Annotated in this window: 24 protein-coding genes and 1 pseudogene; 11 read left to right on the plus strand and 14 right to left on the minus strand. The window is 67.6% G+C overall.

All coding sequences use genetic code 11. The features are described 5' to 3' along the window. Positions 1-69: 69 nt before the first annotated feature. The 4 genes from IEY69_RS10205 to IEY69_RS10220 are packed head-to-tail and all read right to left on the minus strand — an operon-like array spanning position 70 to position 4997. Positions 70-1185: a polysaccharide pyruvyl transferase family protein gene (locus tag IEY69_RS10205; RefSeq protein WP_189073051.1), complete on the minus strand. Its 1116-nt coding sequence runs from the start codon at positions 1183-1185 to the stop codon at positions 70-72. After that, positions 1182-2663, minus strand: a complete 1482-nt coding sequence (locus tag IEY69_RS10210) for a lipopolysaccharide biosynthesis protein (RefSeq protein ID WP_229783853.1) — start codon at positions 2661-2663, stop codon at positions 1182-1184. Before IEY69_RS10210 ends, IEY69_RS10205 begins: the two co-directional genes overlap by 4 nt. Further along, positions 2647-3621: a UDP-glucuronic acid decarboxylase family protein gene (locus tag IEY69_RS10215; RefSeq protein WP_229783830.1), complete on the minus strand. Its 975-nt coding sequence runs from the start codon at positions 3619-3621 to the stop codon at positions 2647-2649. Before IEY69_RS10215 ends, IEY69_RS10210 begins: the two co-directional genes overlap by 17 nt. Further along, the gene (locus IEY69_RS10220) at positions 3618-4997 is read right to left on the minus strand and encodes a UDP-glucose dehydrogenase family protein (protein ID WP_229783832.1); all 1380 of its coding nucleotides are present in this window, start codon (positions 4995-4997) and stop codon (positions 3618-3620) included. Before IEY69_RS10220 ends, IEY69_RS10215 begins: the two co-directional genes overlap by 4 nt. Positions 4998-5416: 419 nt before the next feature. Here IEY69_RS10220 and IEY69_RS10225 point away from each other — a divergent pair, with 419 nt between their 5' ends. After that, positions 5417-7036, plus strand: coding sequence for a polysaccharide biosynthesis tyrosine autokinase (locus tag IEY69_RS10225; RefSeq protein WP_189073053.1), 1620 nt, complete (start codon positions 5417-5419; stop codon positions 7034-7036). 87 nt (positions 7037-7123) lie between these two features. Here the strand turns inward: IEY69_RS10225 and IEY69_RS10230 are convergent, their stop codons facing one another. Next, a complete protein-coding gene (locus tag IEY69_RS10230; protein ID WP_189073054.1) occupies positions 7124-7396 on the minus strand; it encodes a hypothetical protein in 273 nt (90 codons plus the stop codon). A 450-nt stretch (positions 7397-7846) separates the two neighbouring features. On the opposite strand from IEY69_RS10230, the gene IEY69_RS10235 reads away from it, so the two are divergent. The 3 genes from IEY69_RS10235 to IEY69_RS10245 are packed head-to-tail and all read left to right on the plus strand — an operon-like array spanning position 7847 to position 8945. Further along, positions 7847-8005 carry a hypothetical protein gene (locus IEY69_RS10235; protein WP_189073055.1) on the plus strand — a complete coding sequence of 53 codons (159 nt, stop codon included), beginning with the start codon at positions 7847-7849 and terminating at the stop codon, positions 8003-8005. Positions 8006-8037: 32 nt separating this feature from the next. Continuing rightward, positions 8038-8313 carry an aldo/keto reductase gene (locus tag IEY69_RS10240; RefSeq protein WP_229783834.1) on the plus strand — a complete coding sequence of 92 codons (276 nt, stop codon included), beginning with the start codon at positions 8038-8040 and terminating at the stop codon, positions 8311-8313. 8 nt (positions 8314-8321) lie between these two features. After that, the gene (locus tag IEY69_RS10245) at positions 8322-8945 is read left to right on the plus strand and encodes a hypothetical protein (protein WP_189073057.1); all 624 of its coding nucleotides are present in this window, start codon (positions 8322-8324) and stop codon (positions 8943-8945) included. A gap of 254 nt (positions 8946-9199) precedes the next feature. Here the strand turns inward: IEY69_RS10245 and IEY69_RS10250 are convergent, their stop codons facing one another. Further along, complete coding sequence (locus IEY69_RS10250; protein WP_189073058.1) at positions 9200-9478, minus strand: helix-turn-helix transcriptional regulator; 279 nt, start codon at positions 9476-9478, stop codon at positions 9200-9202. Positions 9479-9557: 79 nt separating this feature from the next. Between IEY69_RS10250 and IEY69_RS10255 the strand changes: the two genes are divergently transcribed. From IEY69_RS10255 to IEY69_RS10280, 7 genes and pseudogenes are all read left to right on the plus strand, one after another. Then, entirely contained in the window at positions 9558-10322 is a 765-nt protein-coding gene (locus tag IEY69_RS10255) for a hypothetical protein (RefSeq protein WP_189073059.1), read from the plus strand. Between the two features lie 864 nt (positions 10323-11186). Beyond that, the gene (locus IEY69_RS10260) at positions 11187-11759 is read left to right on the plus strand and encodes a hypothetical protein (RefSeq protein ID WP_189073060.1); all 573 of its coding nucleotides are present in this window, start codon (positions 11187-11189) and stop codon (positions 11757-11759) included. A gap of 67 nt (positions 11760-11826) precedes the next feature. Continuing rightward, complete coding sequence (locus IEY69_RS10265; RefSeq protein WP_189073061.1) at positions 11827-13140, plus strand: hypothetical protein; 1314 nt, start codon at positions 11827-11829, stop codon at positions 13138-13140. Between the two features lie 1465 nt (positions 13141-14605). Beyond that, positions 14606-15475 (plus strand): annotated as a pseudogene (locus IEY69_RS21715) (UvrD-helicase domain-containing protein); the annotation flags it as partial. 340 nt (positions 15476-15815) lie between these two features. Further along, positions 15816-16196 (plus strand): arsenate reductase/protein-tyrosine-phosphatase family protein, encoded by a 381-nt coding sequence (locus tag IEY69_RS10270; protein WP_189073062.1) that lies wholly within the window; start codon positions 15816-15818, stop codon positions 16194-16196. A 34-nt stretch (positions 16197-16230) separates the two neighbouring features. Then, positions 16231-17391: an ABC transporter permease gene (locus IEY69_RS10275; protein ID WP_189073063.1), complete on the plus strand. Its 1161-nt coding sequence runs from the start codon at positions 16231-16233 to the stop codon at positions 17389-17391. Between the two features lie 29 nt (positions 17392-17420). Continuing rightward, on the plus strand, positions 17421-17945 hold the full coding sequence (locus tag IEY69_RS10280; RefSeq protein WP_189073064.1) for a glycosyl-4,4'-diaponeurosporenoate acyltransferase CrtO family protein: 525 nt from the start codon (positions 17421-17423) through the stop codon (positions 17943-17945). A gap of 661 nt (positions 17946-18606) precedes the next feature. On the opposite strand, the gene IEY69_RS10285 is transcribed toward IEY69_RS10280, so the two are convergent. From IEY69_RS10285 to IEY69_RS10320, 8 genes are read right to left on the minus strand one after another with little or no spacing between them, the layout of a single operon-like run. Next, the gene (locus tag IEY69_RS10285; RefSeq protein ID WP_189073065.1) at positions 18607-19329 is read right to left on the minus strand and encodes an SDR family oxidoreductase; all 723 of its coding nucleotides are present in this window, start codon (positions 19327-19329) and stop codon (positions 18607-18609) included. Next, positions 19326-19859 (minus strand): dTDP-4-dehydrorhamnose 3,5-epimerase family protein, encoded by a 534-nt coding sequence (locus tag IEY69_RS10290; RefSeq protein WP_189073066.1) that lies wholly within the window; start codon positions 19857-19859, stop codon positions 19326-19328. Before IEY69_RS10290 ends, IEY69_RS10285 begins: the two co-directional genes overlap by 4 nt. Then, entirely contained in the window at positions 19856-20755 is a 900-nt protein-coding gene (gene rfbA, locus IEY69_RS10295; protein ID WP_189073067.1) for a glucose-1-phosphate thymidylyltransferase RfbA, read from the minus strand. Before rfbA ends, IEY69_RS10290 begins: the two co-directional genes overlap by 4 nt. Further along, positions 20752-21804 (minus strand): dTDP-glucose 4,6-dehydratase, encoded by a 1053-nt coding sequence (gene rfbB, locus IEY69_RS10300; protein ID WP_189073068.1) that lies wholly within the window; start codon positions 21802-21804, stop codon positions 20752-20754. The genes rfbA and rfbB overlap by 4 nt, the downstream gene beginning before the upstream one ends. Beyond that, complete coding sequence (locus tag IEY69_RS10305; protein ID WP_229783836.1) at positions 21791-23068, minus strand: glycosyltransferase; 1278 nt, start codon at positions 23066-23068, stop codon at positions 21791-21793. Before IEY69_RS10305 ends, rfbB begins: the two co-directional genes overlap by 14 nt. Next, positions 23053-24204 carry an FAD-dependent oxidoreductase gene (locus tag IEY69_RS10310; protein ID WP_189073069.1) on the minus strand — a complete coding sequence of 384 codons (1152 nt, stop codon included), beginning with the start codon at positions 24202-24204 and terminating at the stop codon, positions 23053-23055. The genes IEY69_RS10305 and IEY69_RS10310 overlap by 16 nt, the downstream gene beginning before the upstream one ends. Further along, a complete protein-coding gene (locus IEY69_RS10315) occupies positions 24197-24904 on the minus strand; it encodes a class I SAM-dependent methyltransferase (RefSeq protein WP_189073070.1) in 708 nt (235 codons plus the stop codon). The genes IEY69_RS10310 and IEY69_RS10315 overlap by 8 nt, the downstream gene beginning before the upstream one ends. Continuing rightward, entirely contained in the window at positions 24901-26028 is a 1128-nt protein-coding gene (locus IEY69_RS10320; RefSeq protein WP_189073071.1) for a type III polyketide synthase, read from the minus strand. Before IEY69_RS10320 ends, IEY69_RS10315 begins: the two co-directional genes overlap by 4 nt. Between the last annotated feature and the right edge of the window lie 349 nt (positions 26029-26377).

A 26377-nucleotide genomic window follows, 5' to 3' on the forward strand; every position in this document is an offset into this window, starting at 1 on the left:
CGCGGCGGACTGCTCAGAGGCCGTCGTTCCTGCCCGCGGTCTCAGACCTGCCAAGCTGCGCACCGGGCCTCAACGACTCCAGCCGTAGTGAAGCACCGCGCGGTAACGTGCCAGAGCTCGGCGTTTGATTTCGTCCATCTCCTCTCTGTAGGTCGGCCAGCGCGTCTGAAGGGTGGAGAATTCGCTCAGGAGCCGCTCAGTGCCGACGTTGTTGACGTAATCGTACGGCAAGTTGATTTCCCGGGCCATCAGCGTGCGGCTGTCGGAGCCAATCAGGAACGATGGGCGTCCGAGACTTGCCAACCCAAAACAGCCGTGAATGCGGTTCATGATGCCGAACTTGCACTGCGCGTACATCCGAAGATAATCGCCGTAATCGTGCGAGAAGAAAATACGGGCGTTCGGATCAACGAGCCGGGCCATCTTCACTTCCTTCTCGTCGTGGCAGATGAAGACGATTTTCTCCTGATTCTTAACCTTGGCGTAGAACTCCCGGAAGTCGTTTAACCAGCGGTCCTTACTGATGTTGCCGCTGAAATCGAAATGCGAACCGCCGTCCATGAAATTGATAGCCACGAATTCGCCTTCCTCGGCACGGATGCCCATGTGCTCGGCGGAGAAGATTGAGCTGCAGGGAATGACCTCGGCGTTGTAACCCAGTAGCAGCAGCATAGACTGCGCAACTTGGTCGCGCAGCGTCAGGGCGTCGGTGTAGCTCATCAGCCGCTGGATGTAGGCGCGGTCCCGCGCAGCGAAAGGCTCCAGAATTTCGCTACCGTCACTGCTGTACTGCTGAGCACTACCAGCAGCCAAATTGAAAAATGGCACCTGCCCGGCGACGCGGCGGTAGCGGCGCTCAATGAGTGGCTCGAACCACTCATTATCGGCGCAGTGCGGCCCGTTCGGATGACTCCAGAACACCGGCGCGCCGCTTTGCACCAGCACGTCGGCCTCGAAGACGCGGTCTGACGCGGGCATCAATGGCAGCACCCCGTCCACCAGTTTCGAGACCCGGTACTTACGGATGAATTCGAAGCCGTGCCGGGTGGAAACCGGCATGTGCTTATGGATCAGTTCGTACTCAATCGGCTCGTCTAGCGACTTTTCTAGGACGTGCATCACGCCTTCGCGGATGAAGTCGTCGCCAACGTTGTGACGCACGGTAGTGATGATGGTTGCTTTCAAATTCTTTCCTCCTGATAGCGTACTGAAATCCAGCGGTGCGAAGCTCGCAATAAGAGCCACAGCGCAGCGCTCATGGCGAGGAAGGCTGGCAGTTTCAGACTGAGCGGCTGGCTCTGAAGCCCGGTGAACAGCACTACGGTACCAATGACAGTGGCGAAGGGGATCAGGCTGCGTAGAAACGACCAGCGGCCCCCGTCCTTGAGCACGACACGATGCACGTAATTGCGTGACACAAACGCCACTGGCCAGCCCAGAAACTTCGCAGCGATCAAGCCCGGCAGGCCGTAGAGCAGGACACCCAGAAAGCCGAGCAGCACGTTGATCAGCGCGACCACGGTGCCTAGGCTGGCGTTCATCCCAGCGTGTCCACTGGCGTTGAGCAGGTAATACGGCGCAGTGGAGGTAGCCAGCCAAGCGTAGTGCACAGACAACAACAATATCAGCCCGCTGCTCTTGCCCCCATCCTGAATCAGGATTCGGCTGACGTCCTGTCCGAATACCGCGTAGAACAGGCAGGCAGCGGCGCCCATTCCGATGCTGGTCGCCAGGAGTGAGTAGAACTTCCGGCGCAGGTGCATCAGTGAGCCGCCCTGACTGATGCGGACGAGTTCCGGGAAATGCACGCTGAACGCCTTCGCGCTCACCAGTTGCACCAGCAGGGTAACCTGAGTCACCAGTGTGTAGACCGCAAGGGACTGCACGCCGAGGTGACTGGAAACCAGCAGCCGGTCTAGGTAAGACGTGGCGAGACTACTAACATTCTGGACCCAGAACGGCGTTCCCTGACGGATCAGGGTCAGCGTACGCGGAGAGCCGGAGGCCGCGCCGGCCTGCATGCGCCAATGCCGGCGCATCATCGGGAAATTCACAGCTGCTTTTGCCAGAGCCATCGCCGCCCAGCCAGCGACCGTCAGTAAGAGGACACTGCGCACGCCTTGGCCCTGGTACACTGCAGCCATCGCCGCAGTGAAAGTCAGAACGATGGTCAGGATATTAATCAGTGCGGCGGTGCCGTACCGCTCCCTGCCCTGAAGAAGCGCCTGCTGAAGCAAATCCACCACCCGCAGCGCCAGACCCGGCGCGAGCAGGCCAAGCACCTCGGCCTGGTGCACTTGACCGGTAAGTAGAGCGGTGATCGGCGAGCGCAGCAGGTAAAAGGCACTACCCAGCAGCAGCGCCACCCCGCTGATCAGCATGACGCTGCGGCTGATCTCCTGCGAGAGCGGCGCGCCGTCCAGTCCGTCCGCCGTCCGACTGTTCAGTGCACGCACCAAATGGTCTGGCACCCCCATCACAAACACCGGCGTCAAGCTACCCAATGTGAATGCCAGCAACCAGAGCCCATAATTTTCTATTCCCAGCCGAGTGATGAAAAAGTGACTGAACAGTACCAGCATGCCGGGAAAGATCATCTGATCGCCAATTGTGAGCAGAGAGGCCAACGGTTTGAATTCGATGAATCTAACGATTCGCTGCATCACGTTGAAGCATCAAATCCAGCCCAGTCTTCAATTCTATCTGCGGCGTCCATTTCAGGACGCATTTGGCCACCGTGATGTCTGGCTGGCGCTGCTTGGGATCGTCCTGAGGCAGTTCCCTGTGCTCGACGCTCATCCTGCGCACCAGGACATCCTCAATGGCCTCCACCAGTTCCAACATGGTGAATTCAACCGGATTGCCGAGATTCACCGGCTCGTGGTAGAGCGCTGCCATCAGGCGACTGATGCCCTCCACCAGATCATCGATGTACTGGAAGCTTCTGGTCTGACTGCCGTCGCCGTACACGGTCAGTGGTTCGCCGCGCATGGCCTGGTGCACGAAGTTCGTGATGACGCGTCCGTCGTCGGGGCGCATGCGGGGGCCGTAGGTATTGAAGATGCGGATGATGCGGGTGTTCACGCCGCGGCTGCGGTGGTACGCCATGGTGATCGCTTCCGCGTACCGTTTGGCTTCGTCGTAGCAGGAGCGCACGCCGATGGGGTTCACGTTCCCCCAGTACGTCTCGGGCTGCGGGTGAACGTGCGGGTCCCCGTACACCTCGCTGGTACTGGCCAGGAAGAACCCGGCACCGTGCGCGTGCGCGAGTTCCAGGCCGTTCTGCGTGCCCTGCGCGCCGACCATTAGGGTCTCGACGGGGAACTGCTGGTAGTGGGGAGGGCTGGCGGGGCTGGCGAAGTGCATGACCCAGTCGAGTGTCTCGCCTTCGTAGGGGATGCCGTGACTGACATCCGCCTCGATGAACGTAAAACGGGGGTGCCCCACGAACAGGTCGGTGTTGCTGACCTGACCGCTGATGTAGTTGTCCACACCGATGACGGAGTGACCTTCGTTCAGGAAGCGTTCCACGAGGTGGCTGCCGACGAAGCCGGCGCTCCCGGTGATCAGGATGCGCAGGGGGGCGCTGGTGGCGGTGCTGGGCACTGGGGTATCGGTCATGAGGGAAGAACCTGTCCTTTCACGGTGGAGCGGCCGACCTGCTCGAGTTCGGCGTCCAGGGGGGTGCGGATGATATTCCGGGCGTCAATGATCACGGGGGCGCGCATGCGTCCAGACATCGCCGTCCAGTCGAGCAGTCGGTAGGCGGTCCATTCGGTAGCGACGATCACTGCGTCCGCCCGGTCGAAGACGTCTTCGACCTGCGCGGCTTCCTGGTAGGTGAGGTGCGCCCATTCCCGCGCGGCGCGGGGCATGGCGATCGGGTCGTGGGCGGTGACGCGGGCGCCCAGCTGGGTCAGGCGCTGGATCAGGTCGTGCGCGGGGGCGTCGCGCAGGTCGTCCGTGTCGGGTTTGAAGGCCATCCCGAGGATGCCGACCTTCTTGCCTTTGAGGGTTTTGAGTTGACGCAGGAGTTTGTCGATGATGACGCGCCGCTGCCGGTAGTTGACCTCGATGGCCGCTTCGAGGATGGGCATGGGGTAGTTGTGTTCCTGCCCGGCGCTGATCAGGCCCTGGGTGTCCTTGCCGAAGCAGCTGCCGCCCCAGCCAAGGCCGGCCTGCAGGAAGCGGTGCCCGATCCGCTGGTCGAGTCCGATGCCGGTGGCGACTTCCTCGATGTCCGCGCCGACCCGTTCGCACAGGCCCGCGATCTCGTTGGCGAACGAGATCTTGAGGGCGAGGAAGGCGTTCGCGGCGTACTTGATCATCTCGGCGCTCTGCAGCGTCGTGCGGACCACGGCGGGGCGGGTATACCCGTCCGGTCTCGGGGCCGTGGCGGGCGCGGTGAACGTCTGCTCGATCAGCGGGGCGTACAGGGCGGTCATCTTGGCCACCGCGCCCTCTGCGCCGCCCAGAACGATCCGGTCGGGGTAGAGGCTGTCGGCCAGCGCAGTCCCTTCCCGCAGGAATTCCGGGTTGCTGACCACCTGGTGGCGGCCGTGGTCGTACCCGGGGGCGTGTTCTTCCAGCAGGCGCTGGACGTAGTCGCCCGTGCCGATGGGTACGGTGGATTTGTTGACGATCACCTGCATGTGACCGTTGAGGTGCGGCGCGAGGTTGGCGGCGGCGCTGGCCACGTACTGCAGGTCCGGGCTGCCGTCCGGTCCGGGGGGGGTACCCACGCAGATGAAGACCACGTCGGCCGCGGAGACGGCATCGTACGCGGTCGTCCAGGTCAGGCGGTGGGCGACGCTGGCCAGCAGGTCGTCCAGTCCGGGTTCGTGAATGGGAACCTGCCCGCTTTGCAGGGCGGCGATCTTATCGGGGTCGATGTCGATGCCCACGACGTCATGGCCGATGTGGGCCAGCAGGGCGGCGGTGCCCAGGCCGACGTAGCCCGTACCGATCACTGCCACGCGCATTGGTTGATGGGTCATGTTGTGCTCCTTGTTCAGACCGGGTCTGAGTTCAGATGAATCTACCATGAAGGCTGATCAGGTCACTGGCTGAGGGGCTTTATCTGGTGGGTGTTCACCCACCTAGCCTGCGTCCAGCACCGTTAAACCCTCGTTAGCGGGTCCGGGGCTGTCCACCCGCCGTCAGTCGTACCAAGCCTGGACCCTCCTCCGCTCCGACTCGCAGCCGCTCGGGCGGTTGCCCGGACCTGTTCCATCCGAGTCCGGTCCGGGCACGCGGGCGCCTCCGGCCCCCCCACTCCGGGTGACTCGCCGGGCAGGAAGTCATGAACTGGCCGGAACATGGCTATAGTGACCTGACCTGCTCCGGCACTCGCCTGGTGGGACGGCCCTGGACCGTACCCGACACCCTGACCACGAAACTGAGGCCCTGAACCCTGATGACCACTCCTGACACCACCCGCCGGTCCTCCGACGACATCGACCTGCTGCACGTCCTGCAGGTCCTGCGCCGCGGCTGGATTCCCCTGCTGACCGCGCCCCTGCTGCTGGGCGCGGCGACGTACGTCCTGTCCAGCCAGCAGGCCCCCACCTTCGAATCGACCACCAGCCTCATGAGCAGCATGCAGGACAACTCGAACGACGTGCTGCGCGGATCGCAGGTCGTCGCGTCCCAGCTGCCGCAGGGTGCTGTCGACGAGGTCGTGCATTCGCGGGCGTCCGTCACCCGGATGCAGAAAGCCATCGAGGCGTCTGACCTGCCGGCCGAGATCAAGCGGGCCATCAACCTGGATCTCGGTACGGAACTCGCCAACGACAAGTACAGCCGCGTCACGGTCAAGAGCCGCCTCGATCAGCAGCAGCGCGGCGTGTACGACCTGCGGTCCAGTGCCGAATCGCCCGAAGCGGCGCGCGTCCTGGCCGACGCGGCCGCGCAGGCGCTGCTGGCGTGGGATGTCGAGCGCGCCCGGACGGGCGTCACCCGCGCCCGGCAGAACATTCAGCAGCAGGTCGACGCCCTCAACCAGCGGATCAACGCCCTGCCCAAGGGGAGCCTGGAGGCGCAGAGCCTCATCGCCGCGCGCGGACAGCTGCTGCTGAACCTCAGTCAGGCCACCGTGTTCGAGCAGGGTGCGTCCGGCAACCTGACCCTGCTGGCCGAGGCGAACGCGCCGCGCCGGCCGGTCAGTCCGAAACCGCTGCGCAACGCGGCGCTCGTGCTGCTGCTGTCGCTGTTCGCCGGAGCGGGTGTCGCCCTGCTGCTCGACGCGCTGCGCCGCCGCGTGCGCAGCACCGCCGACATCACGGCGCTGGGCGCGCCCGTGATCGGCGAGGTCGCGCGCCTGCCCCGCACCAAACGCGGTCAGGTGGTCGGCCTGACCCGCACCGGCGCGCTGTACGAAGCGGCCGGGTTCATCCGCGTCAACCTCGCCACGCACCTCCCGACCACCGGCGCGGTGCTGGTCGTCACGAGTTCACGGCCGGGCGAGGGGAAATCGACGGTCGCGGCGATGACGGCCACCACGTTCGCCAGCACCGGCAAGCGCGTGCTGCTGCTGGACATGGACCTGCACCGCCCGTCACAGCACGAGTACTGGTCCCTGGCAGGCCGCCCGTGGGTGCCGCTGCCCGGCAACACGGTGGCGCTGCGAGGCGATATCGCCACGGCGCTGCAACACCCCCGGCAGGCCAGCGCCATCGATCTCGGCGGGGACCTGCACTTCCTTCCGGCTGGTGAGACCGGTCGCCGCTCGGCCGCGCTGCTCAGCATGCCGGAACTGCCGGAGCTGCTGCGGCAGTGGGCGACGGAGTACGACATCGTGATTGTGGACACGCCGCCCGTGCTGGCCCTGGCGGATGCGTACAACATCGGCCGTCACGCCGACGGCGTGATGCTGGTCGTCGAGAGCGGCGAGACGAGTGTCCCGGAAGTGCAGAAGGTCCTGGCCAACTTCGCGACGACCGGCATGCCCCTGCTGGGCGTGGTCGTCAACAAGGTCGACCGGGCCACCCAGGGGTACTACTACAGCTACGGGTACTCCCCCCGCACGACCGACTGACCTTCAAGACGGGCAGGTGGAAGGGGGCGATCCTGTCCCCCTCCACCTGCCCGTCTGCATGCACCGCCCAGAACACGGGCCGGGACCTCAGCGATTCGGCCGCGCGCCAGGATCAGTGAAGACGGGCGGCGGGACGCTCGGCATGAACCGCAGGTGCCGGTGATACGCCTGGTACGCGACGACACCCAGCGCCAGCAGCGTCACCGCCACGGCGAGGATTGCAGCCTGGAGGACGGGCCGGTCCAGCACGACGACCAGCAGCCCAGCCAGCAGGCCCGGGGCCAGGATGACCGCCCAGCGCTTCTGGATGGACTGCAGCACACGGGAACGAAGAGGAGTGGGACGGTGCGGCACGGACATCGGAACCTCCTGCTCGGCGAGACGATCGGGGACGCTCGGGGCGCGCGTGCACTGGCATCGAACACCGGCACGAACTGGCGGGCTGCAGGGCGCCGTTGCGCTCGTCTGCACCGCCCATTCACCCCAGTCTGCTGCGAACAATCAGGTTCGCGTCAGCTTCCACGCAGGTTGAGCATAGCACCCCAGGCAAGAGCGGTCGCGTGGAAGTGACCGACTGGTCACCGTCTGTGAGGTTCACCGGACGATCATCCGGACTCGCGCCTGGGACTGGTCTGTGCGCGGCAGTGAGCGCTGCCTGGAGCAGCGGTGTACTGACGGTGCTGGCCGGCGACTCACCGACGGAATGGGTCTGGATGGCGGTCGGCCCGGACGGACCTGCGGTCTCCGGCACCCGCTCGGGCGAGAGTGAGCGTCAGGGGACGCGAAGTCCGGCGATGAGGCAGTGCACCAGTGGACGTGCGTTATGCGTGCGTCCGTGCCGATGCAGAGGTTGCCGACGCCACGCATCAGCGTACAGGCGTCGAACTCGGCGGTGATCTCTCCGGCGTGGACTGCGGCGTTCAGCAGCGCGGCGCAGACTGGAACGAGGCGCTCAGCGATTCGACCTGACCCGTCCCTCCAACCGCGCCCGGATGAACGCTGTGGAACAGTTGCCCCACGTGGCCGACCAAGCAGGGTTGACGCTGATTGAACTCGCGCTGGGTTTCGTGACCGCCCACCCGGCCGTCACGAGCGCCCTTATCGGACCACGCACCACCGAACACCTGCAATCACAGCTCGCCGCGGCCGACACGGTCCTCACCACGGACGTACTCGATGCCATTGACCGTATCGTGCCCCCGGGTACCGACCTCGCCCCCGATGAAAAGCAAGACGCCACGCCCGCCCTGCTCGACGCGTCCCTGAGTCGCCGATAAGACACCGAATGTCGACCGAACATGAAGCCGCGTCCCGCGTCCCCGTGCTTCCACACCAGCCCATCCTCTCCTTCAAACCACTCGTGCTCCCCTCGGCACGCCGCCTGGTTCCGCTGCAGGTGCGCGTGACCGTCCCCGTGACCGGACGCGACCTCCCGGCACTGCTCCTGTCGCACGGACACGGGAATTCCCACGTCCTCTCCTCGCTGAACGGCGACGCACCACTCGCTGACCGCTCAGAAATGTCGCCGAAAGATGACCGGATCGCCGCTGGTGTGCTGCTCGCCGCACCCGGCCAGGGCCGCGACCTGGCCCCCACCGCTGCCGAGCGGTACCCTGTGCTGCACCACACCACGTTCAAGACCATGGCGGCGCCAGCGTTGGTTGTCGTCGGTGATCGCGACGTCGATCCCGCGTTCTCAACCCGGCCGGACTGGCGTGCCGACGCTCACCTCCACAGCCCAGGTACGACCTGTCTGCTGACCCTGCACAGCGCAGAACACGGACTGGGCGGCGTTGCTGGCTATGACGCGGCTGAAACGACCGATGAGCACCCAGGACGTGTGGCACTCCTCCAGCGACTCACGTGGGCTTACCTGAGAACAGCCCTTGAACCGACTGACTCTGCATAGGCAGCGGCGCGCACTGTCCTGCGTTTGACGCCAGGCGCGCCAGCAGTGATCACATGCCGTGACGATCCATCAACCACTGACCAACCCCTACCCTGCACATAGGAAAGCTTCAGACTACACACAAACAGCGATCAGGCACCCGTAGCTCACTGTTGTGCGATCACCGGACACCGCTGCCAACGCCCACAAGACGCAAAGTCGTGCGGACCGATGCCCTGAAGCAGGGACCTTGCTCCCAATTAGCACGGGATCGTTCAAGCTCGCCCAACACTTTCTGCAGAGGGAGGGCTCAGTTCGACGCTTGATTCGTAGTGGAGGATATCAGTGATCTGGACGTCCTTGCCCGTGAGGGTCCGCAGGCCGTCGAGGACGGTCACGAGCGTGGGTAGGTCGATGCGGGACGGCTCGTGACCCCGCCTGGCCAGACGGTAGACCGTATTCATGTAGCTCGTTCCCATGGCCTTCCCGAGCGCGTAGGCCGTGATCTCGTGTTCCGCCAGAAAGTCGGCCAATGTCCACCGGAGTACCGACATCCGTTCATGCTCACGTATCTCCCGCATCGGCGCTATTCCCGACAGGCATACTTAGGTGTAATGGGGATACACTCTGCACGTGCTTCTCGAACCGCCCGAACAGCGTGCCTATGCCACCGGCAAGATCGGCGTCATCACCGCCGCCTACCTCCTCACCCTGCACAACTTCTATGACCAGCCCTCCCCTCACTCCGCACTGACCCGCGCGCGCATGACGCGGCTCACTGCCCAGCTCTGGACCCAGGCCCAGCACGTCATGCCGCTCTGGGACGAAGAATACGTGCACTCATCCGCGGTCGACATCCTGGGCACGCTTCTGGACACGGACCCCTCTGACCGCGCGGAGGGCTGCGCGGCCATCCTCTGCACCGCCGCCTCGAACATCGCCATCGCGGCCCACCTCGACCAGACAGAAGCGGCCGCCAATCTCCTCGGCCTGGCCATGTACCACCGCTTCAGGCTGGAGCGAAGCTTCACGCCTCCCCAGCCGGCACTCCTGGTCCGCTCCCCGACCAGTCGGGAGCAGCTGTATTTCGAAGTCCTGCATCACGTGGGCTTTCAGGCGAACTTCGTCGACGACGACGCCGACGAGTTGTGGCAGGGTCTTCAGGAGCGCCTGCGGCGTCGCCTCGAGGTGGCGCCGCAGCCCTCACAGCCCGAGAGAGTTGCGGTCGAGAGATACCGGGAATTGCTCTCCACCGTCACGAATGAACGGACGTGGATCGGCACCAGCCTACACACCATCGCAGGTTCGTATGTGCCGTACGATCCAACCTACACCGCCTGGACAGCGGACTCCTGCCTGGAGGCGCTCATCGCCCAGCGCCGCCACATCGTCGAGTGACGGTGGGATGGCGCCGCCGATCCTGACAAGCCCGCTCTAGTGGAATGGCCGTGAGACCAGACTGTTCAGGCTTGTTCAGAACGACCGCCCACGCGTCACGCCCAACCAGAATCAGGCCTTGCCCGCTCCCGCTGACCGCGGCCACGGGGCCGGTGACCATTGCCTCCCGGCTCACAGGTTGCAGGCGACACTTGACATCTGAACCCAGATGCATCCAGGTCAACTGTCGCGGCTGAAAGCCATGTTCAGGAACACACGGCACACTCACGGTGCGTGACCCACCCCCGGGTAGACCGCCCCGCCCGATTAGGCCACCAGAAAGCTGTCGCTGCGTGACCTTCCCCTCGATCATCGGCTCGCCACATCGCCTGGCGGTCACACCAGTCTCCACCAGCTTGGAGCGACAACCGGAGGAACGCCTCCGGGTGATCACCCTGACCCCGTACCCCTCGCAGCGGTTTCCGGTTCTGCCCTGGAACCAGGGGCGCGCCCCTGGACTTCACGTCCAACGGCTTCTGTTTCAGGCATACCTGAACACCACTGTCAGCCGGTGCGTATGCGAGTAGCAATCGCGCGAGCTGACCTGGACGCTCCCGGGGTGCAGGTGTACCTGGGTCTGCACTGCTCCAACACGGCCCGAATCGCTGCCTAGACAGACCGGAAGAAGCCGAAACCCAACAGCGCCGCGCCCGCACACCCAACGTGTAACTGGGCCACCACACGCCTGCGGAAAGAGGAGAGCAGCACCCCAGCGAACCCGTCGGTCGCCCCACGGACATGGCGCCACGGTTGACCTGCGGTAAATCCAGAAACCCAACGTGCATCCACTCTGAAGGCAGGAGCACGCTCCTGAGGAGGAAAGATATGCATGATCCCATCACGTTGCCCGCCGCCACACTCCCTGAGCACGGTCCCGGTAACCGCGCAGCAGAACAGCAGGCCCCCGCGCCCACCCTGATCCGCCTGAGTACCCTGCTCGAATCTGTCGCCAAGGAGGACCGCATCAAACCCCTGCAGGAATTCGAGCGGGCGATCCACAAGGGCGTCATCGCGGCCGCCCCACTCCACGACACCATCACCGTCCCCTATCTCGACGCGCAGGGTCGGGACGCCACGCACGAAGGCACGGACGACCTGCTCCTCGACACGCCGGAACTGCGCGCCTGGCTGGCGACCCAGGTCAGCGAGAGCCGGTACCTGCTCATCCAGAACGGCGCGCCCATCCAGATCACGCAGCAGCAGATCGAGAGCGGCGAACTGGATTTCGAACGGCTCTCCGCCATCCGCAAAGCGGTGGCCGGGCAGCGCGTCCAGACGCCAGCCGCCCCTCAGGCCAAGACCAGTAAGCCCGCCGCGAGCAAGTCGAAGTCCGGTCAGAAAGCCCCAGCGGCGAAGGCCAAGGACGCCCCGACGACCACGCCCGACGCCGCCAAGTAACCTCACCCCTGAGCGTCCACGGGAGATCCAGTCACGGGTCTCCCGTGCCGCCACAAGGAGGTCACCCATGGGCCGACCGCCCGCGATCATCCAGCAGATCCGCACCGACCTTGCGCTCACCGACACCGAGAAGCAGACACTCCGGCAGCTCATTCAGTACGACGGCGCGTGGACCGACAAGGAACTCAAAGCCAAGTGCCCGAGGCACGCCGAGATCCTCAAGGCGGGCGTCCTCCTTCCAGTTCACACGGTCATCGGTACGCTATACATGCTTTCCCTCACCGGCCGCAGCGTCCTCCACCGAGGCGCATCCACGACCCTCATCGCCCCGCAGCGGAACCTCGATCGCGCTTACATTCGCCTGTGCATGGACGACTACGGGTACGAGGATACGGACGAGCGCACCACGCGGGGCCTCGACCGGTTCACCGGGAAGATGGACCTCTTCGAGATGATCACACCTCAAGGGATCGCCCTGGTCGGCGGCACCATGTCCGGCGGCGGCATCAGCCGCAACACCATCGAACGCATCGTCACCCGCCTGAAGTCCTCAGCCCTCGCCCACAACTTCCGCGTGATCCTGTTCACACCCTCACCCACCCGGGGACGTTCACTGGCCGAGACCCACGCCTCCGTGTTCACGTTGCTGCATCACCTCCCGGGCGGGACCGGACAGAGAGTGCGGCTCACCTCCTTCGCATCCGGGTCGGACGAAGCCTACGCCGGTCCTTTCCTCACGCCGTTCGTGGAGGACCTGGTGGTCCGCAAGCATCCCGGCCACTTCCCCGAGCAGACGCGGGAGCTCCTGAAGTTGCGCCGCGCCGACCGCCTCGAACGCTTCAAATCGGACCTCGCCGTCGACCGGGTGATCAGCGCCGAGCAGCTGCACCGGCACTACCACTTGAGGCCTGAAGACCTGAACGGCGTCCGGTTCGTCGAGGCGATCATGCACCCGATTCACAGTCGTGTGAGCCTGGAAATCAAGACGCGGTTCTACCTCGCATCGGCGGCGTTGCAGTATCAGGATGACAACGTCCTCGGCCACACCGCAGGAGTGGGTGAGATGCGCCAGGTGATGAACGTTCCGGCCGACAAGACGTTCCAGTTGAATCCCAAACGGCGCCTCGTGCGGGACGCTCCGGACGCGGTGTACCACAGTCCCTACGGGCCGATCGCGTTTGAGTACGACACCGGCACGTATACCCTGAGCACGGTGCAATCGAAGCTGGAAAGCTACGTGCAGCAGGGGTACCTGCAGACGGTCTGGGGCACCGCCAACCGGCGGAGGGTCCCTACCATTGAGGGGATCATGCAGCGTGAAGAGGGAGCGAAAGGTCAGGTCATCCTGAGCGAGTGGTGGCGCGAGTTACCCACCTCCTGACGCGCATGAGCTGGGGTCTGTGCGGAGCGGCCACACAGGTGACCGCTCCGATCTGCTGTCTCTCACCGGCCGTCACGAGAGGACTCGCCAGTCCGCCTCGGCCCAGAGATCAACGGCTTCTGAAGTCCATTCACGGCACGCGTATCGCCGCGTCTCGGGTGAGGTGTGATGGTCGGAGGAACCTCAGAAATCGTCCGATCCGTCTCCTCAGAAGTGGGCCACAGCAGGCGCCTGATGAAGTGGAGACCGGGTGCTCAACCAGGAGGCGAGTGTTCCTGAGGAGGTCCAGAAGTTGAGTTTGCTTCGACGGTCAACGGCACCTTGGTGCACGCTCAGGACCCATGGATTCAGGTCGGCAGACAGCGCTGTGCCTGGGGTGAACGTCCTCAGCGGGAGCGCCAGTTCCCCAGTGTCGTCAGTTGGGGGAAGGCACCGGGAGGAGCAGGCACTGCAGCGGAGCGGAGGGAGAAACTCAGACTGAAATAGGGCCGATGTCGGGGGAACATGACCTGCGGGGACGCGCCAAAAATCTGTCGGAATCACGAACGGCGAAGCCACACGGCGCTGCGAAATCGTTGGGAAAATTGGTCGGCGCGACCTGATGGCCCAGGTAGATCAGGAGCGGTCAAGGCTCACTTCAGGACTGCACGAGGTGCTGGTGAAGTGCCCACTGAAGTCCTGGAACTGGGGCTCGATGTGCGCCATTGAAGCCAAAATCGGCTCATGTACTGTTGAGGATTTAGCGCATTGAGCGTGTGACATGTGAGGATTTAAGGCTTGGCGTGCCGTATACATCTGAGGATTTTGAAACAATGGGGGGCGACATGTGAGGAATTAAGAATTCGCGCCCAGCTCAAAAACCCGTGACATGTGAGGACTTTAGGCCTATTCGCTAAACTCCTACGGCATATCGCGGGAGGAGGGCCGGGGGGCAAGGCATCTTGCTGCACCCTGAGTGGGTCTGTGAGGGCTCCGGCAGACGCTTGGGCGGTTGGGGGTCGTGGGTACCAGCGGCGGGCCGTGGCGGGGCGGGCAGGGGGCGTGGAGGCGGCGTTGGTCTGCGGTGACGACTCGGACCGGCGAGCGAGACGCGAGGGTCAGGAGACAGGACGGACGCTCTCTCGACTCGGGTGTGCGGCCTGGGATGGTCGGGTGATCATCACGTCTGCGCGACTCAGGTCAGGTCGTCGGCGAGGCCGTGACGACTCGGGTCGGTGGACGCGAGTGCGGGTCGGGAGGTGCGGAGGAGGGACGCTCCGTGGAGCGTCCGGGTGAGGTCACCCGAGTCGTGCTCCCGACTTGGATCACTGGACTGCAGCGCGGGTCAGTGACCCGGGTCCGAGTGGTCGCCTCGTGACGACTGCGTGGGTCACCTGGCGCCCGCTCGTCCTCGCGCGCCGGTCCGGGAGTGGGGCGATGACCCCATGCCTCACCGCGCTGTCGCGCGGCCCAGGGAGGCATGACGATGACGGCGGAGCAGGGTGCGTTGTTCCCGGCGGGTGACGGGCACGCGGGGGTGCTGGGCGGCGTGCCGTTCGATCCCTCGGCAGTGCTCCGCGCTCTGCGCCCGGGGGTCGATGCGGGTCAGGTGCGTGCGGCGCTCGGGCGCTTCACGCCGCAGCAACTCAACGTGGTGCATCACGTGGTGAACTCGGCGCGGAACGTGATGGTCGTGGCAACCGCCGGGAGTGGGAAGTCCACGGTCCTGCGGACGACCGCGCAGGTCCTGCCCGGTGGGTTAAGCATCGGGGCGTTCGCGCTGAACCGGTCCATCGCGCAGGAGTTGCGCGGGGCGCTGCCGGGTGACGTGCAGGTGTCGACCTTCCACGCGTTCGGTCGTCGGCTCGTCGAGGAGCGTGGCCCGGTGCAGGCGACGTTCGTGGAGTGGAAGCGACTGAACATCGCTACTTCGATCCTGAAGGAAGCGGGCGCGTACTCCGCTGGCGTGGCGAAGTCGCTGCTCTCCCTGGTGCGCCTGTCGATGGTGCACATCGCGAACTCGGCCGACGCGGTCCTCGCTCTGGCGGCGGAGCAGGAGTTCGAATTTCCGGCGGGCCTGGACGTGGTGGGTGCGGTGCGTGCGGTGCAGGACCGGGCGCTGCCCGACTTCAGGACGCGCGGGCATGTTGACGACGACGACATGCTGGACCTGCCACTGAAGTTGGGGGACGGGTTCGAGAGCCTGGACGTGGCGCTCGTGGATGAAGCGCAGGACTTCTCGCGCCTGCAGCACCGGCTGGTCCGGCACGTCGTGGGTCGCCGGGGCCGCGTGATCTTCGTGGGTGATGACAGCCAGGCGACCCACGGCTTCAGCGGTGCGGACAAGGGCGGCCTGACCCGCGCCGCCGAAGTGTTTGGCGCGGTGACCCTGCCGCTGACCGTGACGTTCCGCTGCCCCGCCTCGCACGTGGAGTTGGCCGCGCGGTTCAGTAATGGGACCGAGGCGGCGCCGGGCGCGGCGACCGGTGAGGTGCGGCGCGTGACGGAGAACGAGGTGCTGACTGAGTTGCGTCCGGGTGACCTCGTGATCTGCCGGCGGAACGCGCCGATGCTGAGCATGGCCATGCGGCTGGCGCAGGAGGGCGTCCCGGTGGAGGTGCTGGGACATGACCTCGCCAAAACCCTCACCGACGGAGTTTACGTTGCTAGAACCACGCCCGGTATCCTGTGGCCTGATGACCCGCGCCCTGATCATGTGCACCCACGACTGCGCCCGCAGCCAGATGGCCGAGGACCTCGCGCAGGTCGCGGTGGCCGAACTCGGGGTGCCGCTGGACGTCCACTTGGCCGGCACCGAGGCCACCCGCGTGAAGGATCCGGCCGTCACGGTGATGGCCGAGCTCGGCATTGTCCTGAGCATCCACACCATCAAGACCCTGTGGGACATCCCGGACGCGCGGAACGATGACGTGGTCACGGTCTGTGACAGCGCCGCCGAAACCTGCCCGGTTGATCCGGGTCGCACCACCCGCCGCCGTTACCCGTTCGTGGATCCGTCCGGCGGCCGCGAGGTCCCCCCGAGCTACCAGGACAGTCCTGCCGTGATCCCAGCATGACCCGGCGGCCAGGACCACAGCCGGGCCGCCACCCGTGAGGACGTCCGACCTGGCCGCGCTGGCGGTGCGGACGCTGCGGCGCCGCCCCGCCCGTACCGTCCTGACCCTACTGGGACAGGTGGTCGCGGTGCTCAGCATGACGCTGTTCCTGTCCATCGGGGAGGGTCTGCGTGGACAGCTCCGGCGCGAGGTGCAGAGTGTCGGCCCGGACCTGCAGGTGGCTCGGCCCCTGCCCCCCCTGCTCCTGCTGCCCAGTCCGACCCTGCCCGAGAGCGTCGCGCAGGCCCTCACGGTCCGGCAGCGTGAACTGGGCATCGCGCAGGTCACGCCGGTCGTCACGGAGATTCGGCAGTCCGCCGATCCTACGCAGAGTGCCGTCTACTACGGCCTGCCGGCCCGCCAGGGCATCACGGCGCTGTTTCCGCGCGCCCGCCCCGAGCAGGGACGACTGCTGCGCCCTGACGATGAAGGGCAGGCGGTCGCGGTTCTGGGCGCCACGGCCGCACGGCAGCTCGGCACCGGCGTGGGCGGGACGGTCCGGATCAACCGGCGGGCCCGGGTGCGGGTCATCGGTGTGCTGAAGCCCCTGGGGTCGTTGACCGACACTTTCACGTTCCTGCCGCTGCGGAGCGCTCAGCAGGCGCTCGGGACCGGCCCGATGATCTCGTCCGTGGCGCTGCGCCTCCAGGACCCGGCGCAGGCCGAACGTGTGGCCGGACTCCTGCGGCCGCACCTGCATCTGGAGGTCAGCACCCGCAGCGAGGTGCTCCGCGCGGCCGGGCAGGTGGTGCGCAGCGCCGACGCCGTCAGCCTGGCCCTGTCCCTGGTGGCGCTGCTGGTCGGCGGGCTGGGCGTCGCCAACACCCTGCTGATGACCGTCCACGAGCGCCAGAAGGAATTCGCGGTCATGCGCGCCGTCGGCGCAGGCCCCGGCGTGGTGACGCGGCTGGTGCTGCTCGAGAGCGCGCTGCTGGCCGGGACGGGCTGGCTGGTCGGCGCCGTGCTCAGCGGGCCCGGCGTGTGGGCCGTCAACCTTTTCACGCAGCGGGTCGCCGGACTGGACGGCGCGGCGCTGACGCCCCGCCTGCTGATGCTCAGTCTGGCGTTCAGCGTGCTGCTGGGCCTGCTCGCCGGATGGTGGCCCGCCCGTCAGGCTGGACGGACGGCCATCACGCGGGCGCTGGGTCAGCCGTGATACGTCCGGCGGCGAGAGTCCTGGGGGTGATGACGGTCCTGCTGATCCTGCTGGCGCTGGGACGCTGGGTGCAGGTGCGCCTCGGGTGGCATGGCCTGCTGATAGCTGTCCTGTGGCAGGTCACCCTGATGTGGTGGGGCCTGCTCGTGCTGTGGGCGCTGCCCCTGCCCCTGCAGTCCGCCTGGTTCCGCGTGCGCGCCTGGGAGGCGCCGCTGTACCGGCAGCTGAGGGTGCGCGCCTTCATGCTGCTGCTGCGCGCAGTGGGCTGGGAACGCGCGCGGCGCCGGGCGCGGGGCTTTACCGGTTCGCGCGCTTCGCTGCTGCGGCTTGAGCGCCAGACCCGGGAGGCGGAATTCAGCCACGTCCTCCTGGTCCTGGTGAACCTGACCCTGCCGGTCCTGACCGGCATGACGGGAGACACCGCCGGTTGGCTCATCGTGACGGGCGCCGCCGGTCACGTGTATCCGGTGATGTTGCAGCGGACTCTGCGCGCTCGCCTTCAACAGCTGGACGTGACGGGCAACCGCAGCCACCACGGCAGAGCGACCGACTGAGCGTCCCGCCACTCCGCGTCAAACGTGGCCTGCACCGCCCCAACCGCACCGGCGTCGCTCGTCGCGAGGTTGTACTCGGTCAGGCCCGCGTCTCCGAACGACGAGACATGCAGGTTGGAGCCGCCGACCATGGTCATCGCACAGTTCACGAGGATCGCCTTGGTGTGCAGCCGATGGGCGGATCACCGTACGCTCAGGTGGCATCGCGCCGTACAGACTGCCCAGCAGCGTGAGGACTTCCAGCTCAAGCACCGGCGCGCGGTCCACCACCAGCCGGACCCGCACGTGCCGCTCCCGGATGGCCGACCACCTGCCAGACGGGCTGGCCCTGCCTGTCCAGCGGACAGCCGCCCGGCGCGGTCCAGCTCAGGTCATACGGACTCGGATTGAACGGCTGATCAAGCCATTCAATCCGAGCGGAGCGAGTAGGAGAACAACGGGTTCCGGACGTAGAAAGTGCAGCAGGCACGCCACGCGGTTCCCGTTCAGCGGCGCGTCCGGACGTGGGCTGTCGTGAAGCGCCTCCCCTTCAGTGGGCTGACCGGTGGCGGCGGCGACTGCCGCATCACCTCCACGTGCCCCGGGCGCAGGTCGCAGCTGCGCGTGAGCAGAGCGCCTACCAGCACTACGCACTCGCCAGCGGCCCGGAGCGCGTCCCCGATCACGGCACGCCCCACCCGGCTTTCAGCTCGCGCCAGCGCGTGACGTCCAGGCTCACGTCGGCCGGGAGGGACAGGGACGCCTCTGCGCGGCGGCCCGGCCGAACCGACCCGGACCGCCGCCGCGCCAGGTCATAGACACTCTTGCGTTCCGTGCCGACATGGAGCACCGCGTCAGAGAGCGCCCGGGCCCGCGTGATGAGCAGCGCCAGTTCCGGGGCGATGACATCCACGTAGTCCTGACTGGTGAACTGATCCGTGAAGGCCACCGGATGAGGGAACGGTGACGAGCGGAAACTGGTCCGGACGATCAGGTGATCCGCGCAGGCGCGGGCCGCTTCCTCCGCCACCAGTTTGCTCAGCCCGTAGAACGTGGTGGGGATCCCGGGCGGCTCATGCTCGCGGTACTGACCCCGCCGACCGTCGAACACGTAGTCCGTGCTGATGAACACCAGCTTCGCGTGGACGCCCTGGGCTGCCTGCGCCACCCACCGGGTGCCGTTCACGTTGACGTTCCAGCACTCTGCCGGTCGTGCCTGCGCCGCCTGGACGTCCGTGAAGGCCGCCGCGTGGACGATCACGTCCGGACGGGCCCCCTGCACGGCCCGCTCGACACTGCCCGGGCAGGTGACGTCCAGTGTCCTGGAGTCGGGACAGATCATTCCGGGGACCAGCGCCTGCAGCGCCTGTCCGAGGCGACCGCTGCCCCCGGTGAGGAGGATCATCCCCGGTCCTCGGCCCACAGGTCAGCCCCGAAATGATCCCAGGGCAGCCGGCCCTCGTTGGGATCGTCCGGGTTGAACTGGGCGTCCATCGCGTACAGCAGGGTGGCTCCCTGCGCGCCTGCGCGGTAACCGTGCGCCACGCCGCTGGGGATCAACAGCAGGGACGGTGCCTCACTGGACAGGATCACGGCGCGGCGAACGCCGCTGCTGACACTGTCCGCCCGGACGTCCACCAGCCACACCAGCAGCTGGCCGGTCAGGACACACCACAGTTCATTCTGAGGCTGCCGGGGATGCAGGTGAAAGGCGTTCACGCGGCCCGGATCGCCCCAGGAAACGCTGAGCTGCCGGGGCGTGAAGTCGGGAAGGCCGTCCAGGCGGCCCTCCTCGAGCCGGAGGATTTCGGCGAACGCCCCGTTCTCTCCGCGGTACTTGCGCAGAGGAACCACCTGGACTCCGGCGATCCCGGGTCCCGGCGCGTAGGACTGAAAGCTCAGGGCCAATTGCACCTCTTCACGCAGTCTGGTCATATGCTTCCTCCTGACGCTCCCTGACGCTGCGCCACGCGGCGCAGGTACGCGGCGTACGGGCCGCCCAGCTGTTCGGCGCGCAGGAGCACCTCGTCGGGACTGAGCCAGCCGTGGTGCAGGGCGATCTCTTCCGGGCAGGCGAGTTTCACGCCCTGCCGCCGCTCGATGGCCTGCACGAAGGACGACGCCTCGAGCAGGCTGTCGTGCGTCCCGGCGTCCATCCAGACCGACCCGCGCTCGAGGCACTCGACGGTCAGCTCGCCGCGCTCCAGGTACAGGCGGTTGAGGTCCGTGATCTCGAATTCGCCCCGGGCCGAGACCGGCAGGCTCCCGGCCAGGTCCACCGCGTCCGGACCATACGTGTACAGGCCCGTCACGGCGTACGAGGAGGCGGGCCGCAGCGGCTTTTCCTCCAGGGAGGTCACCGCGCCGCCGGGCCCGAAGCTCACCACCCCGTAGCGGCCCGGGTCGCTGACCTCCGAGGCGAAGATCGTCGCCCCGGTCGGGCGGGCCTGAGCCGCCAGCAGCTGGCGGGTGATGTCCGGTCCGTGGAACAGGTTGTCTCCCAGGATCAGCGTGCACGCCTGCCCGCCCAGAAACGGGCCGGCCAGCGTGAGGGCCTGGGCGATGCCACGCGGCTCAGCCTGGACGGCGTAGGACAGCTTCACGCCCCACTGGCCGCCGTCCCCGAGCAGCTGCTCGAACAGCGGCAGGTCACGCGGCGCCGTGATGATCAGCACCTCCCGGTGGCCGGCCAGCATGAGCGTCGAGAGCGGATAGTAGATCATCGGCTTGTCGTAGACCGGCAGGAGTTGCTTGGACACCGCCAGGGTCGCTGGAAACAGGCGCGTGCCCAGCCCGCCGGCCAGCACGACGCCGCGCCGGGGAACGCTCACGACTCCGCCCCGGGGGGCGTCCAGGCGGCGCGCCCTTCGTACTGCTGACGGTAGAACGCCCGGAACGCCCCCGCCCGGATCGGCTCCCACCACCAGCGGTTTTCCGGGTACCAGGCAGCCGCCCGCGCCACTGCCTGATCCGGGGTGAACCGGGGCGTCCAGCCCAGCGCGCCCAGCCGGGCGGTGTCCACCGCGTAGCGGCGGTCATGCCCCGGCCGGTCGGCCACATGCTGGATGAGGGCCGGGTCGGCGTGCAGGGTGTCCAGCACCGTGCGGGCCAGCTCCAGGTTGCTCATCTCGCAGCCGGTGCCCACGTTGTAGATCTCGCCCGGCTGACCCCGCCGCAGGACCAGGGCAATGGCGGCGCAGTGATCGTCGACATGCATGTAATCCCGCTGCTGATGACCGTCCCCGTACAGGGGAAGGGGGTGGCCCAGCAGGGCGTTCGTGGCGAACAGGGGCAGCACCTTCTCCGGGTACTGGTAGGGACCGACCGTATTCGAGCCCCGCGTGACCGTCACGTGCAGGGCGTAGGTCTCGAAGTACGCCTGCACGAGGTGTTCCGCGGCGGCCTTGCTGGCCGCGTAGGGGCTGCGCGGGACCAGCACGTCCCGCTCTGTCCGCCGCTGGGGAGCCGGGACATCCCCGTACACCTCGTCCGTCGAGACCTGATGGAACCGCAGTCCCAGGGTTCTAGCGACCTCCAGGAGGACGTGCGTGCCCAGCACGTTGGTGCGGGTGAACGCCAGCGGGGAGACGATGGACTGGTCGACGTGGGATTCCGCCGCGAAATTGACGATGGCCGTCACGGCCTCCTCGGTGCAGATCCGCCGGACCGCCTCCTCATCGGCCACGTCCGCGTGGTGGAAACTCAGGTGCGGGTGCTCCCAGAGACCGGTGAGATTCTCCACGCGGCCCGCATAGGTCAGGTGGTCGAGCACCACGATCCGGTCCCCCGGCTCGCGCCCCAGCCACCACCGGACAAACTGACTGCCGATGAAGCCGCAGCCGCCCGTCACGAGCAGGACGTTCTGTTCACTGGTGCGCATGGTGGTCCTTGGGCAGCAGTCCTTCCAGGAGGTCGGCGGCCTCGCGTGGGGCGTCGTGTGCCGCCAGTTGCTCCGCGAGGAGCCGGGCACGCGTGCGGTAGGCGGGGTCGCGCAGCAGGGCGCGCGCGGCCCGGCGGATCCGGACCGGGGTGGGGCGGTCGGTGCCCAGGTTCATGCCCACGCCGGCGTGGGCGACGCGGGCGGCGACCTCGGCCTTGTCCTCGCTGCGACCGGCCACGAGGCACGGCAGGCCGTGCAGGAGGGCCTGCATGACCCCGCCGTACCCGCCGTTGGTCACGTACAGGGCCGCCTCGGGCAGCGCCCGCGCGAACGGCAGGAACGGCGTGGCGCGCGCGTTGCGGGGCAGAGGTCCGGGCAGGGCCTGCGGGTGCGCGCCAGCCACGACGACCTGGACGTCCTCGTCGGCCAGGGCGCACAGGGCCGGCCAGATCAGGCGGGTCGGGTCGGTGGCGAGGGTGCCCTGCGTCACCACGATCAGGGGGCGCGGGTCGCGCTGCACGTCCGCCCACCAGTCCGGCAGGGGCCGCGCGCCCGGAGCAGGCAGCAGCGGACCGATGAACTTCAGCTGGGACGGCAGGTCACCGCGGACGTACTCGAATTCGGGCACGCTGGGCTGCAGCATCAGGGTCGGGGCGACGGGCGGCTCGAACGGCCGGGCCGGCAGGCCGAGGCGGCCGCACACGTCCGAGAGGTCCCTGGAGGCCGCGCCGAAGACCGCGTGGGGCAGCAGCGCGTTCAGGATCCGGTTGCGCCAGCGGCCCACGGGGGTGGCGCTGGGCGGCAGGCCCAGGCCGAACGGGGCGGCGTCCTCGCTGCGGATGCCCAGGGGCAGCACGCCGAGCAGCGCGCACGGTGGCCCGCCGAGCTCCTCGTGCAGGAGGGCCGCCGCGACAGTCTGGTCGGCCAGGACCAGCGCGTGCGGCCAGGAACGGGCGACGTCACGCAGGTCCTGAAGTTGACCCTCGATCTGACCCACGAACACGTGTTGCACGTCGAACTGCAACTGCCGCACGCCCCGCCGGTCGTCCCGGCCGGTAAAGGTGTTCCCGAAGGCCGAGTCGTCGTAGTCGCGCGCGTGCACGAAAGGCTCCCACCCGGCCCCGGCGGCCTGGGCAGCGCGGGCGTACTTGCGTCCGGTGTACCAGCGGACCTCGTGGCCACGCCGCGCGAGTTCCTGCACGACCGGCGCGGTCGGCGCCACGTGCCCGGCGATGGGTTGCGTGGCGATCAGGATGCGGGCCACGTGGTCCCGGGGCGCGCGGAGCGCAGCCAGTTCATGGTGAAGGCCTGCACGAGCAGCGGGCGAAGCGCCGGGGTGAGGAGGGCGCGCAGGGCCGCCTCGCGCCCACGCCGCTGCCACGGCGCGGCGGGACGGCCGAAGAACATGTTGAATTCCGCCTGACGGATCGCCAGGGCCGCGGCCCGGCGCCGCTGGTGCCCGAAGGTCCGCAGCGCGGCCGGCGACCCGTCCGGCAGGAGCGGCGCGAGCGCCTCGGCGTCCAGCCAGCCGAGGTTCATGCCCTGACCGCCGATCGGACTGACCTCGTGCGCCGCGTCCCCGATCAGGATCACCCGGCCCGTCACGAACCGCCGGGCCAGGTGACGGCCGACCCCGAAGGGACTGAGCATCAGGCACTCGTCGGCCGGCAGGTAAACGCCAGTGCGGCGGCGCACCAGTGCCGTCAGGTCCTGGGGGGTGGCGCCGCGCTGCAGCCGATCGGTGCGCGCCACCCAGCGGCGTTCGCCGGACGGCAGCGGGAAGGATTCGACCACGCCGCCCGGCGTCAGGAAGATCACGGCCTGATCGCGGTACGCGGTGGTGTCCGGGAAGTCGCCCATCAGGTACGTGTCCGGGTACGTTCCTCCCGGGTACGGCACCCCGAGCAGGGTCCGCACGGCGCTGCGCGTGCCGTCTGCACCGACCACCCACCGCGCCCGGATGACGTCGGGTCCGGCGGGCGTGCAGGCGGTCACGGCCACGTGGTCCCCCTGATCCTGAACGGCCGTGACCTCCACGCTCCGGCGCAGCGTGCCGGGCGCGCACGCCGCCAGGTGGCCGGCGAGGAGGCGCTCGGTGTCGCGCTGCGGCAGGGACAGCACCGGACCGCCCGGTACGCCGCCGAAGTCCAGTTCGCCCACGAGGCCGCGGTCGCCGATCACAGCGGCGCGCCGGATGGGCCGACCGGCGGCGCGCAGCGAGTCGCCGACCCCGGCGGCGTCCAGGGCGCGCAGCGCGGGCGGGTGGAGGCCGATGGCGCGGGAATGCGTCCCGGGCTGGGGCTGACGCTCGAGCACCTGCACCTGAAGCCCCCGCCGCGCCAGCAGGAGACCCAGGAACAGTCCGACCGGGCCGCCTCCGACGATCACGGCGTCAAGCACGTCCGGCCTCCCAGGTCAGCAGTTGCCGGAAGGGAAAGAGGGGCCGCACCGTCCATCCGGGCGGCGCGGCGGCCTGCAGTTCGGCGGGCGTGAAGCTCCGCCGGATCGAGCGCAGTCCGTCGGCGCGGATGAACGTCCCGGGGAAGGCGTGGGCGGCCAGACTGAACAGGCGGTACGCGGCGGCGCTGCGCACGAGGTCGCTGTGCACCACCACCCGGCCCAGGTGCTCGCAGTCGCGCAGCAGGCCGCTCAGTTCGGCGGCGGTCAGGTGATGCAGCAGGTGGTTGGAGGTCACGGCCCCGAACGTGTGGCCCTCCCGCACCAGATCGCTGCTCAGCGCCTGCCGGTAGGTGACGTTCGGCGGTCCCGGCTGGGCCGAGGCGAACGCGATGGCGCGCGGGTCGGCGTCGATGGCCGTCACGGTCAGGTCGAGGCCGTCGCGCCGCGCCCAGCGGGCCAGCTGACGGGGCACGTCGCCGCCCCCGCAGCCGATGTCCAGCAGGGTCAGCGGCGCCTGAAGCAGCCGGGGGCGCAGGTCGCGGACGTACACGCGCCGCCACCCGGCGATCAGGGCGTTCAGCCGCCCGAACTGCCGGTACGTCCGGCGCAGCGTGGCCAGGTCGCACGCCGGGTCGTCCATGAATTCCGGCAGGTCCACCGCCCGCCGGGTGAAATCTGCGGGCGCGCCGGGCACGGTCACCCGGTCACCCGGGTCATGAGGCCCGTCTCGACCGTCAGGCCCGGCCCGAACGCCATGGCGCACACCCGCTCGCCGTCCGCGGCCCGCGTGAGGAGGTCCGCGAGGATGAACAGGACGGTCGCGCTGCTCATGTTGCCGTACTGCCGCAGAACCTCCCGGGAGGGCAGGAGCTGCTCGTCACGCAGGGCCAGGCTGGACTGCACCTTGTCCAGGATGCTGCGGCCGCCCGGATGAATCGCCCAGTGCTGCACGCCCCCGTGCGCGGCCTCCGCCAGGGCCGGATCCTGCGCCAGCAGCGGGGCCAGCGCGCCCGAGATGTGCGTCTCGATGATGTCCGGCACGTACGTGCTCAGGATCATGTCGTACCCCTGGTCGCCGATCGTCCAGGCCATGTCCTGCTGCCCCACGCCGGGCGGGGTGAGGGTCGTCTCGAAGGCGTCCAGGCGCAGCGCGCCCTGCGCGGACGCCGGCGGCCGGGCGCTGACGATGGCCGCGGCCGCGCCGTCCGCGAAGACCGAGTTGGCCAGGACGGTGTCCGGATCGGCGGCGGAGTGCATGTGAATGGTGCACAGTTCGGCGCAGACCACCAGCACCACCGCGTCCGGGTCCGCGTCGCAGAACGCGCGGGCCATCTTGAGCGCCGGGAACGCCGCGTAGCAGCCCATGAAGCCCACGTGGAAGCGGGCGACCCGACCGGACAGCTCCAGGGCGCGCACCACCTCGTAGTCCGGACCCGGTGCGAAAAAGCCCGTGCAGGACACGGTGATCACGTGGGTCACGTCGTCCGCTCCGAACGGCGAGCTCGCCAGGACGGACCGGGCGGCGTTCACGAACAGCGGCGTCGCGTGGGTGACGTAGAACGCGTTGCGCGCCCCGGTGCCCGGCGTGAGCATCCGCCCCGTACCCGCGTCGTAGAAGAGCCCCGGTGGATCGTCGGTCCCGAGCAGGAAATCAGGTACGACGCTGTGCCGCCGGTCGATGCCCGACGCATTGAACGCGCGGGTCGTCAGCCGCTGCCCCAGACGGTCGAGTTCCGGTTGGGTGCGGATGATGTCACGGATGACCTCCTGCGGATAGGCGATCGGGGGCACGGTGGGTGCCACCGCGTGAAGGTAAACCGGCATGCGTCAGCGTAGTGCGTACGTGAGAGCCGAACCCACACGGTTTCTTGAGCCTCCTCCCGGGTTCCGGACAGTCCCTTCACAGCGGCCTGGCGCGGTTGCAGCGTCACCCGCCAGGGTTCTGTGAATCTCGGCAGGTGGGAAAGCTGACAGGACCACAGGAGAGCGTCGAGTCGTCTGGAAGAGCACGCACAGGCGGTGCCGACCCTGGCCGCGGCCTCGACACCCGCAGTCATGACGTGATGCCTCACAGAACATCAACGCTGCCTGAAACAGACTTCATGGCCCGAAGCTGCGATGTGGAACCGGAAACAAATGGCTCGTTTTGACGATCACGCGCGCCCCATTCTGG

This window comes from Deinococcus sedimenti (assembly GCF_014648135.1).
GTDB lineage: Bacteria > Deinococcota > Deinococci > Deinococcales > Deinococcaceae > Deinococcus > Deinococcus sedimenti.